Below are 12,901 nucleotides of genomic sequence, written 5' to 3' on the forward strand. Positions count from 1 at the left end.
CTCTTAGCGATCCACGTCAGCCATAACCACGTCAATGGTCGCCAGATAAATGATTAAGTCAGATACTAAACTTCCGTTAATCACTGAAGGCATTTGCTGTAAGTGAGTAAACGTCGGTGTACGAATACGAGTACGATAACTCATAGTCGCTTTATCTGAAGTCAAGTAATAAGTACTTGCACCTTTAACCACTTCAGTCATAAATGATGACTCGCCCGCTGGCATGACAGGACCCCATGAAACGCTCAAGAAGTGCGTAATCAAGGTTTCAATATCTTGTAATGTCTTATCTTTCGGTGGTGGAACAGCCAATGGATGATCCGCTTTGTATGGACCAGAAGGCATGTTATCCAAGCACTGTTGAATAATTTTTAGCGACTCGGTAATTTCACGGAAGTGAACAAGCACACGTGCGTATGCATCGCCTTCATACTCAACCGGCACATCAAAATCGAAGTTTTCATAGCCGCTATATGGACGATATTTACGTACGTCAAAATCGATACCTGTTGCACGTAAACCAGTACCAGTTACACCCCATGCGAGTGCAGATTTGGCATCGTATTGTGCAACATTACGCGTACGACCAATAAACACAGAGTTTTTCAATGCAGCTGTGTAGTATTCGTTTAAGCGTTTAGGCATCCACTCTAGCAATTCTTTAACAAGCTTTTGCCAGTTGTTTGGAAGATCGTGTGCTGTACCACCAATACGGAACCATGCTGGATGCATACGGTAACCCGTGATTGCTTCGACAATGTCGTAAACTTTTTGACGGTCTGCGAACATATAGAATACTGGTGTCATACCACCGGCATCCTGAATTGCCGTACCACAGAATAACAAGTGGTTATTGATACGGAACAATTCGTTCAACATGACACGAATCACTTGCGCACGCTCAGGAACTTTAATACCTGCCATTTGCTCTACAGCCATCACATACGGCATGTTTTGAGCACAACCACCTAAGTAGTCAACACGGTCAGTATAAGGAATGAAAGAATGCCATGTTTGACGTTCAGCCATCTTTTCCACACCACGGTGGTGATAACCAATATCAGGTACACAGTCTTTCACTTCTTCGCCATCTAACTGCAATACAACACGGAACGCACCATGTGCAGATGGATGGTTAGGACCCAAGTTCAAGAACATGAAGTCTTCATCAGCGTTACCACGCTTAAGGCCCCAGTCTTCTGGTACAAAACGTAAGTGCTCTTGTTCAAAGTCTTGTTTCGCTTTGTCTTGCATATACGGCGTATATTCTGTCGCACGTGCTGAATATTCTTTACGAAGCGGATGACCTTCCCAATAGGTTGGCAACAAAATACGACGGAGCATTGGATGCCCTTCGAAATTGATACCGAACATATCGTAAGCTTCACGTTCATACCAGTTGGCATTTGGCCAGATATTTGTCGCTGTTGGAATGTTTAGATCATTTTCGTTCAAGGCAACCTTGATACGAATGTCACTATTACGCTCAAGCGATAATAAATGATAGAACACAGTGAAGTCAGATGCTGGTAAACCATCACGATGAACACGTAAACGTTCATCCATCGCAGATAAGTCAAATAGCATTACATACGGACGTTCCACTTTACGTAGGAACATAAGGACTTCTTGCACGCGTGCGCGCTCAACCCAGACTGTTGGAAACTCTTCAAAAGTCGCCTGCACGTAAAAGTTCTCACCAAATTTGGTTTTGAGCTCTTCTACGATTGCAAATGCTGGGCGTGAATCAACTGCTGTTGACTCTGGCATAGCAATGTCAGTTTCAGCCATTGGCTTGGCTTCCTATTTAATACAAATTCTGTCAATTTTCTCGATGAACATATCAGTTAGATATGTCAAAACACCGTCAAAAAATTATTTAATCTCATCCATAGAGCGTAAGTTTTTAACGGCAATACGCTCAGCATTCTTACGGTCACGTTCTGGCATCATCTTTGGCTTATATACTGGCTGAAGATCATCACCGATCACGGCAGAAAGCGGGCGTCGCTCTAATTGAATCTGGTCTTGTAAAAGCATTAAAGCTTGAATTAATGCTTCAGGACGAGGCGGACAACCTGGGACGTACACGTCAACAGGAATAATTTTGTCTACACCTTGTACTACTGAATAGATGTCGTACATACCTCCAGAGTTTGCACAAGCACCCATCGAGATGACCCATTTAGGCTCTAACATCTGTTCATACAGACGCTGAATAACTGGTGCCATTTTTACGAAACAGGTACCTGCAACAATCATCAAGTCAGCCTGACGAGGTGAAGCACGGATAACCTCTGCACCGAAACGTGACAAGTCATGCACACCGGTTAAGGTCGTTGCATATTCGACGTAACAACATGAGGTACCAAAGTTAAATGGCCACAAAGAGTTTTTACGTCCCCAGTTTACTGCTGTATGCAAGACATCCTCTAAACGAGTCATGAATACGTTTTTATTCACTTCCTCTTCAAGCGGATCCGTCACAATTTGACGTTCTTGCAATGGGTATTGATCAGCATCCGGATTCGCGCGGGTCAGAGTATATTTCATCCCGACTTACTCCTTTTCAGATGGCAATGCAGGTGTAGTTTTTGACTTAACACGACCTGATGATTGAGCTGGAATCTGGCCTGTAGGGTCAGTTACGAGCTCTTCAATAGAATTAAAGCGTGTAATTTCAGCAATGTTCATTGTTGGTGAACCGATTTTAACCGCCTCACCTGCTGATTTACGGCGATCTGCTGGTGACCAACTTAAAGCACCTACAGAGAAGGCATAAACAAGCGCAATCAATAGATCAACGACAAAGATCACTACAGTGGTATATCCCAACCACCCTACTTCACGCACAGAAGTAGACCATGCATAGAGGTAAAGCGCCTCTAAGTCGAAGACAACAAAGAAAATTGCAACTAAATAGAACTTTGCAGACAGGCGAATGCGAGCGCCACCAGCACTCACGACACCTGATTCAAACTGCTCTTGCTTAGCACGTCCCCACGATTTTCCCCCGAGGAGTAAGGGAACTGTGAGCATAAAGACGCAAAGAAATGTAACGCCGATCACGAAGGCGATAATCGCCCAGTCGTATGGAGTAATGGCACTCATGCGGGGATAACTCCTGGCAGGCCTATTATTTAACAAAGAATGTATGTATTGGCCTTCAAATACACCAAACACAAAATTAATCCCGCCAATTGTACCTGATTTCTAATTTCCCATGCTAGTTGAAGCGTCTTAGTCTTTCGGATGATTTTCTAGACAAAACTATTCATCTATGTGTTGTAAGGGGGGTTTCACCGCACATAATCGGTTTATTTAATTGTTTCTTTATTTATGATGATTTTTTTCATTTTTTAATTTTAGAATATTTACACAGTTGAAGCTCTTATTAACTTTTTATAACTTACTTTTTTATAATATTAGTTTGTTTTTTATTGTATTCAGCTTCTCCTCTGAATTATGATGAATGTTTAATCATGCATAATATTTTATTACTCTTGGATAAGAGTATTTATCATTAAGGGCAGCTGATGCCATACTCACTTCGTGAATTTTCATTTCTCTCCTTTTTAAAACTTTTTCTCCTCTTTAGCTTCATTATTGCAGTATGTTGTTTCATCGGCATCGCATCTCGTCCTTTAAGTTTTCTCGCATTTTTTTGGCCTGCCAACTCGGTTTTGCTTGGGTTACTCATTCGCTTTCCAAGCACACGCCGACTAGGTACATTTTTAGGTGCATATAGCGGCTATGTTATTGCTGACCTATTTCAGGGTACCCCATTTGCTCTCACACTCGTTTTAACAACTTCAAACTTTCTTTATGTTGTTACTACGTTTGCGCTCTACATGTTTTTTAATCAGTATATTAAAGCCGCTTACCGAGGTTATTCTTACTTATTTTTATTTGCTTTATGTGGGGTCGGTAGCGTAGTAGGCGGATTGTTTGCAGCAACTTTCGTGCCTATGTTTAATACTAAATTTATGCTTGGTGGCTTGTTGGATGAATTTGGTTACTGGTTTACCTCAGAATTGCAAAATGCCTTACTTCTTTTACCGATCATACTGAACATCCCTCAATATAGTCAGATAAAACATTCCTTCTCAAGAAATCGTGGTTTACACGCAACCGACCTCTTACCTTTCGTGGCTGTCCTTATTTCTATCGCAGCCAGTTATTATGATTCTGGTCCCGGTTCGCTCCTCTACCCAATTGCTGCACTCATCTGGTGTGCTATTCGCTACAAACCTATTGTTGTTGCACTCATTACAAGCTTTACCAGTGCTTATATTATTTATCATGTCTCTGGGCACTACCTTTTACTCTACCCGAATGACTATTTCAGCAATACGATTTCAATCCGTATAGGGTTAATCATGATGACGATTGCCCCTCTGACAGTTTCGAGTATTAGTGTTTTGCATTCAGAGTTAATTCAAAAGCTTCAACATGCGATTGCACATGATGAACTAACTTCAAGTCTGACTCGACGTCAGTTTTTGCAGTCAGTCAGATTACTTCAAGAAAAAGTACAAAAAGAAAATAAAACTTCAGCTTTTTTCATGTTGGATGTCGACCATTTCAAACAAGTCAACGACAACTACGGGCATCAAATCGGTGATCGTGCGCTACAGACTTGTGTCACCACGATTCAAAATATTCTCCATCCTCATGATTTGTTGGGCCGCTTGGGCGGTGAAGAATTTGCCATTTTTATTGCAGATACCACCAAGGAAAGTGCTTTTGAACTTGCAGAACAAATACGAATTAAAATTAGCCAGCAACCTATTTATATTTATGGGAAATTACCCATTTTTATACAAGTCAGTATTGGTATAAGCTTATATTCCCCATCTTCTCATCGAGCGATTGAAAGTTTATTTAAAGAAGCAGATGATGCTTTATATCAAGCAAAGCGCCAAGGGCGTAATCGGGTCTTTATATCTTTATAATTTTTTCATTTCATCATCTAGTGTAATGAATTTTATACAATAACCTGTGTTTTGCCATGTATGCTAATAACAGATAATAAGGAGAAAAATGCATGACTCTAGAATATACGCATAAACCAAATTACTACTTGTTTGCACAACTACTTGTGCGACATATAGAAAGCTATATTCACAAACATCCAGATGCTAACAATGCAATTTTTGACTTGCGGGATGTCTATGAAATATTTAGACAGGATTTTGCGTCAACCACAACCAACCTAGAAGGTATTTTGCATATTGCAGATGAATATAAAATAGAAACAATTAATGGAGACCAACCTCTTATTCAAAAATACCAGATTGATGCAAAAAATAATTCATTACTGATCGACTTTAATTCCGAGGCGTTAACCAGCTTAAGAAGCGGGAAAACTATTTTGGAACCAGATGCGACTCAATTATAAATAGACTAATAAAAAAGCACCTTAAGAAGGTGCTTTTTTGTTGGCTTTTAAAGGAGGCTGTTTAAAGCGTTTTGCTGGCCATGTCATGATAAAACGAGCACCACCCAAAGTTGGGCTTTCATCCACTTTAATTTCACCACCAAACCAGTAAGCAATACGACTTACAATAGACAACCCTAAACCATAGCCACCTGACGCACGAGTACGGCTATCGTCTAAACGGGCAAAAGCTTCAAATACTCTTTTACGGTCTTGTTCAGGAATACCTGCGCCATCATCCTCAACACAAACAAAGGCCATGCCATCACTGTGGATACCGCCGGTAATCCGAACTTTATTATCGCAATAACGAACCGCGTTACCCACCAAGTTTTGTACAACACGATGCAAATAACGGCGCTCAGCATCTACTTTCACATAAAGTGGCGGAGCAACAAGTTCAATTTCTTTTTGCGTTTTTAAAGCTTCGGTTTCGACCGCAACCTGATCTAATACATCAAATAAAGTAATTTCATCGAAATCTAGTGAAGGTGTGCCCTGCTCTAGTTTTGCATAAGTCATGATTTCATCAATTAAAGTATTGAGTGCTTCAATATCTTTATCAATCATATCGACCTGATGCATACGATGATTGTAATCGTCTTCTTCAGCCAACATCTCTGTACCAAAACGAATACGGGCAACTGGAGTTCTAAGCTCATGAGATACAGCTCTCATTAACTCACGCTGAGCCTCGATTAAACGCTGAATATGATCAGACATGTTGTTATAACTTGATGCCAAGTTTGCCATTTCGTCACTTCCTTCAATAGGAACACGCAATGACAAATCACCAGACTTCATGCGGTTTAATGCATAACGTACTTGGCGAATTTTACGCTCTAGCGGCAAAATCAACCCATAAACACCTAAGCTCAGTAAGAATAGGCTAAATAAGGTAATCCCTGCCGAAAGCTGTAAAGGCATCCAGTTAAACATTGGAACCGGTCCAAGCACGAGAACTTGTGTAGGATGACTTGGTATTGGAGATACGATTGAAATGGTTGTGCCACGCATTGTTGCACTATCTTTGTACAACATGACACTTTGGTCTTGGCGCAAACGGCCAATTTGCTCAGAGTCCAGATTAATATCTTGAATATTGTAGATATTAATTGGATAAGAGAAATGTTTTTGAATCTTGGCAAGATATTCTTGTTCTTGCCCCGGATAAAACATTAGATAATCAAGTACAAAAATAGGGAGAGCCTTCATTTGGCGCTCACTAATTTTGTCTACTTTTATAGATAGATAATGTTGTGGGTCGTCACGTAAGCCAATAATGATATACGCAATACTATTACTGGCATCGTAACGGACAACAGATTTTTGAGCTTCGATTCGTTTTTTCTCGGTACGAGATAACTCAACCTTACTTGCATCAGTATAGTAAATTGGAAGTTCCAATAAATCTGACGCATCAGAAACCCAATCTATTTTCTGTTGCTTCCCCGGTTGTCGAGCGACTCCCTCACTAATGACATAAGAAATACCATCGGTTAAAGATTCTCGGTATTCTTGTGCCCGTTGATAATTGATAATTTGTACAAGCAAATAACCAAAGACAGCAACCAAAACAACAAGAATTACCAGTCCCGCATATATTCGCAGGAATATACTGTGTTTAAACACTCGACCAACCTTATAGGAAGTTTATTCCGATCTTATAACCCATTGGTTTCTTTAACGAACAAGTAACCTTTACTACGTACTGTTTTAATACGTTTTGGGTTTTCAGGATCATCGCCAATTTTTGGACGAATACGTGAAATACGGACATCGATTGAACGGTCCTGACCATCGTATTCGATACCACGTAAACGTTCGAAGATATCTTCACGCGATAAGATACGACCAGCATTTGATGCAAGCAACCATAATAGGTCATATTCTGCGCTAGTGAAGTCAACAAGTTCACCATTTAGCGTTACAGAACGACCACCATTGTCGATGACAAGGTCATCAAACTCGATACGCTGTGCAACTTCATCTTCTACGGTTTTGTCTGTGCGACGTAATAGTGCACGGATACGCGCTAAAAGAACACGTGGTTGAACTGGTTTAGCAACATAGTCATCTGCGCCCATTTCCAAACCAAGCACCTGATCCATATCTTCTGTACGTGCAGTCAACATAAGAATCGGTTGATGGTAATGTGGACGAACTTCACGGCAAACTGTTAAGCCATCGGCACCCGGCAACATGACATCCAAGACCACTAGATCTGGTTGTTCACTAATAATACGACGAATTGCACGGTTACCATCAGTTTCTACACCAACTTCTAAACCGTTGCGAATTAAATATTCTTGAGTTAAACGCGCTAAGCGCTCGTCATCTTCAACGATCAGAATCTTTGGTAACTTTTCTTCTTGGCTCATATCATTGCCCCTATAAATCTCGTTTCATGCATCTTAAAAATCTTGCAGATACATTCGTTTATCATTTGCAATATACACACGTTTACATTGTAAACAAGTAGGCGTTCACCAAACTGATACATGACAATCGTATTTTGTTGCATTTTATTAACCTTTGAATTTTCACGTGTTTTTAAGATTTATTTATTGTTATTAAATTTCATATTCTATTCATATTTCCAATGTATGAATATTAAACAAATTATTTCTCTGTTTAGTTTAAATTTATTTAAGTGTTTGTTTTTTGAGTTATCCACAAACTTATCTATAAGTGTTTTTTAACAGCTTTGCTATGCTATCTCCCATCAAATCATACAGATAAAAAATTACTAAAAAGTCAAGATTGATCTGCTATGAAAAATCCCGTATCTTGTGTTGAAAATAAACTTTAACTACTAAGTCTTGTGTTTATCCCTCAAATATCGTGGCATGTTTTTTTGCTCGGTTCAAACGGTCTATGAACATAACAAAAGTGACAATGGAGCTATGCTGGCATGAGCGTAATTACTTCGACTCCCGGTCAAATTCAGGTGATTAAGCGCACTGGAGATGTTGCTGCATTTGATGCAGAGAAAATTTCAGTTGCGATTGGTAAAGCTTTTCTTGCTGTGGAAGGTCAACAGAGTTCGGATTCTAGCCGTATTCATGACCGTATTACCCAGTTGACGGAAATGGTCTTAAATACTTTTACTCGCCGTTTACCATCGGGCGGTACGATCCATATTGAAGAAATTCAAGATCAAGTAGAACTTGCTTTAATGCGTACTGGGGAACAAAAGGTTGCCCGCGCTTATGTGATTTACCGTGAACAACGTGCTAGCGCTCGTCAGCAAACGAACTCAAACCACCACCCTACTTTACAAGTTACCGACATAAACGGTCAGCTTCAGCCACTTGATTTAAGTGCATTGCAAGCAACTGTTTCTAAAGCAGCTGAAGGTTTGGAAGGTATTGACGTTCAAGCGATTGTCGATGAAACCGTTAAAAACTTATACAACGGCGTAAAAGAAAGTGATATTGCCACTACAATGATGATGGCAACACGTACCCGTATTGAACAAGAACCAAACTACACTTACGTGACTGCACGTTTGCTTTGTAACGAATTAGTGAGCACTGGTTTAACGTTCTTAGGCTTATCAACAGATACACCTGAAAATAATGCACTTGAAGCATTCTTGAAAAAAGGTGTTGAGCTTGATTTGCTTTCTCCTGACTTGCTTGACTTCGACTTAGAAAAATTATCAGCAGCAATTCAGCCGGAACGTTCTAATCAGTTCACCTATTTAGGTTTACAGACTTTATTTGACCGTTACTTCATTCACTCAAACGGCGTTCGCTTCGAATTACCACAATTATTCTTCATGCGTGTGTCGATGGGTCTTGCACTCAATGAGCAAGATAAAGAAGAACGTGCAATTGAGTTCTATAACTTATTGTCTAGCTTCGACTACATGGCTTCTACGCCTACCCTGTTTAACTCAGGTACATTACGTCCACAGCTTTCAAGTTGTTACTTAACAACAATTGGCGATGACCTTTATGACATTTATGGCGCAATGCGTGACAACGCGATGCTTTCTAAATGGGCTGGTGGTTTAGGTAATGACTGGACGCCTGTACGTGCCTTGAACTCTTATATTAAAGGTACTAACGGTAAGTCTCAGGGTGTTGTTCCATTCTTGAAAGTTGCGAACGATACAGCTGTTGCAGTAAACCAAGGTGGTAAGCGTAAAGGTGCTGTGTGTGCATACTTAGAAACTTGGCACTTAGACATCGAAGAGTTCTTAGAGCTTCGTAAAAACACGGGTGATGACCGTCGCCGTACTCACGACATGAACACTGCGAACTGGGTTCCAGACTTGTTTATGCAACGTGTATTTGAAGATGGTGAATGGACATTATTTACTCCTTCTGAAACTCCAGACTTGCACGACTTAACTGGTGCTGAATTTGCTGAGCGTTATGCTTACTATGAGTCTGTAGCGAAAGAAACCAACATGCTACACAAGAAAGTACGTGCTAAAGATTTATGGCGCAAAATGCTTTCTATGTTGTTTGAAACTGGTCACCCGTGGATCACATTCAAAGATGTATGTAACTTACGTTCACCACAACAACATGTTGGCGTAGTTCACTCATCTAACTTATGTACTGAAATTACCTTGAACACAAATCAAGACGAAATTGCAGTATGTAACTTAGGTTCGATCAACCTTGTACAACACGTTCAAGGTGGTGTGTTAGACCGTGAGAAATTAGCTCGCACAATTAAAACAGCAGTACGTATGCTCGATAACGTGATCGACATTAACTACTACGCTGTACCACAAGCGAAAAACTCGAACTTGAAACACCGCCCTGTGGGTATGGGTATCATGGGCTTCCAAGATGCTCTATATGAAATGGGTATTGCTTACGGTTCAGACGCTGCTGTTGATTTTGCTGATGAATCAATGGAAGTAATTAGCTACTACGCGATTGAAACTTCAAGCAACTTGGCTGTTGAACGCGGTGCTTACTCAACATTCAAAGGTTCATTGTGGGATCAAGGTATCCTTCCAATCGACTCTTTAGAAATTGTTGCGAAGTCTCGTCCAGAGCGCATGTTCGAAGTTGACCGTACTCAACGTTTAGACTGGGACACTTTACGTGCCAAAGTTCAAAAAGACGGTATGCGTAACTCAAACGTGATGGCAATTGCTCCAACTGCAACCATCTCTAACATTTGTGGTGTTTCTCAGTCTATTGAGCCAACATTCCAAAACTTATATGTGAAATCTAACTTGTCTGGTGAGTTCACTGTTATTAACCCATACCTTGTTCGTGCATTAAAAGAACGTGGTCTTTGGGATACAGTAATGGTGAATGACCTTAAACACTTTGAAGGTTCAGTACAAAAAATTGCTCGTATTCCTGAAGAATTAAAAGCAATCTTTGCTACTGCGTTTGAAGTAGATACACGCTGGATCGTTGATGCTGCATCACGCCGTCAAAAATGGATTGATCAAGCTCAATCGCTTAACCTTTACATTTCTGGTGCAAACGGTAAGAAACTTGACATCACTTATAAGATGGCATGGTTACGTGGTCTTAAGACGACTTATTACCTCCGAGCTTTAGGTGCAACCTCTGCTGAAAAATCTACAATCAACACAGGTGCTTTAAACGCAGTTAAACCTGCGACTGTTGAAGCCGCGGCGGTTGCTGCCCCTGTGGTAGAAGCGAAGAAACCAGAAGCAGCGGTTGAAGAAGAAGGCTTCACTCAAGCAGCTCCTGTACCAATGGCTTGTTCAATCGACAACCCTGATTGTGAAGCTTGCCAATAACATTCAATAAGGTTGCTCTTTTTCACTAAAGAGCAATCTTAAAAGAGGTAAAGATTATGCTTTCTCATCTCAGCCATAACTATATACTTGGTGTTGGAGTTTTAATCTTTGCCTTTATTTTCTTTTATATGCCGATGGTTTACGCATTTATCACAATACGTAAGCAGCAGCGTAAACAAAATAAGTTGTAGTGAGTAGAGACCAAAGGCCCAAAATTTGGTCATGCATCAATAAAACTTAATTTTGTTTACACATTAAAAGCGTATAGTAGGGACATCTTCGTTTAAGAGATGTCAAATATAGATATATACAACGAAGAGAGAACAAAAATGTCTATCCTTAGTTGGGACGATTTTGAAGATGATTCGCAAAAACCGACTACACCTGAACACAAGTCTGCGCCCGTCCAATCGGAAAAAGCGTCAGATTCGCAGAATGTATCTACTGCGCAGCCATCATCGTCGAGCGTGGCAGCTCCACAATCCGCTGGAACCCATTCCGTGCGACCAACAGTTGCCTCCGATACAGTGGCTAGAGCCGCTCAAGCCTTAGAACATTTAGACGTTGCCCCTGGCCTTGAAGAGCTAGAAATGGGTGCTCAACGTGTTCAAGTTGACGACAAAGCAATGATTAACTGTCGTGCGGACTTGAACCAACTTGTTCCATTTAAATATGAGTGGGCTTGGCAGAAATATCTTGACGGGTGTGCAAACCACTGGATGCCTCAAGAAGTTAACATGAACCATGACATCGCGCTTTGGAAGTCTGAAAATGGCTTGACCGAAGATGAGCGTACTATTGTTATGCGTTCTTTAGGTTTCTTCTCGACTGCGGATTCTTTGGTTGCAAACAATTTGGTATTGGCGATTTACCGTCACATTACTAACCCTGAATGCCGTCAATACATCTTGCGTCAAGCGTTTGAAGAAGCAATTCACACTCACGCTTACCAATACTGTATCGAATCTTTAGGTATGGACGAAGGCGAAGTCTTCAACATGTACCGTGAAGTTCCATCTGTTGCACGTAAAGCAGCTTGGGGCTTGAAATACACGCAATCTTTAACTGACCCTAATTTCCACACAGGCACACCTGAAAATGACCAGCGTTTACTTCGTAACCTGATCGCATTCTACTGTGTACTTGAAGGGATCTTCTTCTACTGTGGCTTTACTCAAATTTTGAGTATGGGTCGTCGTAACAAGATGAACGGTGTTGCTGAGCAGTTCCAATACATCTTGCGTGATGAATCTATGCACTTGAACTTTGGTATCGACATGATTAACCAAATCAAGATTGAGAACCCTCACCTTTGGACTGCTGAGTTCCAACAAGAAGTGGTTCAAATGATTGTTGAAGGTACAATGCTTGAAATCGAATATGCACGTGACACAATGCCACGCGGTGTATTGGGTATGAACGCAAGCATGATGGAAGAATATTTGAAATTCATCTGTAACCGCCGTTTAGCTCAGCTTGGTTTACCAGAGCAATTTGCTGGTGTAACGAATCCATTTGCGTGGATGTCTGAGATGATGGACTTACGTAAAGAGAAAAACTTCTTTGAAACTCGCGTAACTGACTACCAAACTGGTGGTGCGTTAAGCTGGTAAGTTAAAGTATCTACTAAATAAAAAACCGCTATTTATAGCGGTTTTTTATTTAAGACATATTTCATTAGATTAGAAAAACAACAGATAAAATAAATAACA

Annotated in this window: 11 protein-coding genes; 5 read left to right on the plus strand and 6 right to left on the minus strand. The window is 40.6% G+C overall.

Features of this window, described 5'->3' with window-relative positions; all coding sequences use genetic code 11:
• Positions 1–3: 3 nt before the first annotated feature.
• The 3 genes from nuoC to ndhC all read right to left on the minus strand — a co-directional run bounded on the left by nuoC (position 4) and on the right by ndhC (position 3,111).
• Positions 4–1,791: an NADH-quinone oxidoreductase subunit C/D gene (gene nuoC / locus HLV59_RS14920; protein ID WP_002120052.1), complete on the minus strand. Its 1,788-nt coding sequence runs from the start codon at positions 1,789–1,791 to the stop codon at positions 4–6.
• A gap of 84 nt (positions 1,792–1,875) precedes the next feature.
• Positions 1,876–2,553 carry a NuoB/complex I 20 kDa subunit family protein gene (locus tag HLV59_RS14925; protein WP_002120034.1) on the minus strand — a complete coding sequence of 226 codons (678 nt, stop codon included), beginning with the start codon at positions 2,551–2,553 and terminating at the stop codon, positions 1,876–1,878.
• Between the two features lie 6 nt (positions 2,554–2,559).
• Complete coding sequence (gene ndhC, locus HLV59_RS14930) at positions 2,560–3,111, minus strand: NADH-quinone oxidoreductase subunit A (protein ID WP_171430278.1); 552 nt, start codon at positions 3,109–3,111, stop codon at positions 2,560–2,562.
• Positions 3,112–3,536: 425 nt separating this feature from the next.
• Here ndhC and HLV59_RS14935 point away from each other — a divergent pair, with 425 nt between their 5' ends.
• The gene (locus tag HLV59_RS14935; protein WP_062848708.1) at positions 3,537–4,955 is read left to right on the plus strand and encodes a sensor domain-containing diguanylate cyclase; all 1,419 of its coding nucleotides are present in this window, start codon (positions 3,537–3,539) and stop codon (positions 4,953–4,955) included.
• 92 nt (positions 4,956–5,047) lie between these two features.
• Complete coding sequence (locus HLV59_RS14940) at positions 5,048–5,401, plus strand: hypothetical protein (protein ID WP_171430279.1); 354 nt, start codon at positions 5,048–5,050, stop codon at positions 5,399–5,401.
• 21 nt (positions 5,402–5,422) lie between these two features.
• Here the strand turns inward: HLV59_RS14940 and bfmS are convergent, their stop codons facing one another.
• From bfmS to HLV59_RS18715, 3 genes are read right to left on the minus strand one after another with little or no spacing between them, the layout of a single operon-like run.
• Positions 5,423–7,072 carry a sensor histidine kinase BfmS gene (gene bfmS, locus HLV59_RS14945; RefSeq protein WP_016144445.1) on the minus strand — a complete coding sequence of 550 codons (1,650 nt, stop codon included), beginning with the start codon at positions 7,070–7,072 and terminating at the stop codon, positions 5,423–5,425.
• A gap of 32 nt (positions 7,073–7,104) precedes the next feature.
• Entirely contained in the window at positions 7,105–7,821 is a 717-nt protein-coding gene (bfmR, locus tag HLV59_RS14950) for a response regulator transcription factor BfmR (RefSeq protein ID WP_000076440.1), read from the minus strand.
• Positions 7,818–8,000: a hypothetical protein gene (locus tag HLV59_RS18715; RefSeq protein ID WP_031947470.1), complete on the minus strand. Its 183-nt coding sequence runs from the start codon at positions 7,998–8,000 to the stop codon at positions 7,818–7,820. The genes bfmR and HLV59_RS18715 overlap by 4 nt, the downstream gene beginning before the upstream one ends.
• A gap of 354 nt (positions 8,001–8,354) precedes the next feature.
• Between HLV59_RS18715 and HLV59_RS14955 the strand changes: the two genes are divergently transcribed.
• From HLV59_RS14955 to HLV59_RS14965, 3 genes are all read left to right on the plus strand, one after another.
• On the plus strand, positions 8,355–11,189 hold the full coding sequence (locus HLV59_RS14955; protein ID WP_031947469.1) for a ribonucleoside-diphosphate reductase subunit alpha: 2,835 nt from the start codon (positions 8,355–8,357) through the stop codon (positions 11,187–11,189).
• A 56-nt stretch (positions 11,190–11,245) separates the two neighbouring features.
• Positions 11,246–11,380, plus strand: coding sequence for a preprotein translocase subunit YajC (locus HLV59_RS14960; RefSeq protein ID WP_171430280.1), 135 nt, complete (start codon positions 11,246–11,248; stop codon positions 11,378–11,380).
• Positions 11,381–11,518: 138 nt separating this feature from the next.
• Positions 11,519–12,802, plus strand: coding sequence for a ribonucleotide-diphosphate reductase subunit beta (locus HLV59_RS14965; protein ID WP_171430281.1), 1,284 nt, complete (start codon positions 11,519–11,521; stop codon positions 12,800–12,802).
• Positions 12,803–12,901: the final 99 nt, after the last annotated feature.

It is taken from the genome of Acinetobacter lactucae, assembly GCF_013122135.1.
Taxonomy (GTDB): Bacteria; Pseudomonadota; Gammaproteobacteria; order Pseudomonadales; family Moraxellaceae; genus Acinetobacter; species Acinetobacter lactucae.

Bases quoted from the DNA above. Each gene is read 5' to 3' on its own strand.
- HLV59_RS14925 (WP_002120034.1), bottom strand. From the start codon at position 2,553: ATGAAATATACTCTGACCCGCGCGAATCCGGATGCTGATCAATACCCA.
- HLV59_RS14955 (WP_031947469.1), top strand. From the start codon at position 8,355: ATGAGCGTAATTACTTCGACTCCCGGTCAAATTCAGGTGATTAAGCGC.
- HLV59_RS14965 (WP_171430281.1), top strand. From the start codon at position 11,519: ATGTCTATCCTTAGTTGGGACGATTTTGAAGATGATTCGCAAAAACCG.
- nuoC (WP_002120052.1), bottom strand. From the start codon at position 1,791: ATGGCTGAAACTGACATTGCTATGCCAGAGTCAACAGCAGTTGATTCA.
- HLV59_RS14935 (WP_062848708.1), top strand. From the start codon at position 3,537: ATGCCATACTCACTTCGTGAATTTTCATTTCTCTCCTTTTTAAAACTT.
- ndhC (WP_171430278.1), bottom strand. From the start codon at position 3,111: ATGAGTGCCATTACTCCATACGACTGGGCGATTATCGCCTTCGTGATC.
- bfmR (WP_000076440.1), bottom strand. From the start codon at position 7,821: ATGAGCCAAGAAGAAAAGTTACCAAAGATTCTGATCGTTGAAGATGAC.
- HLV59_RS14960 (WP_171430280.1), top strand. From the start codon at position 11,246: ATGCTTTCTCATCTCAGCCATAACTATATACTTGGTGTTGGAGTTTTA.
- HLV59_RS14940 (WP_171430279.1), top strand. From the start codon at position 5,048: ATGACTCTAGAATATACGCATAAACCAAATTACTACTTGTTTGCACAA.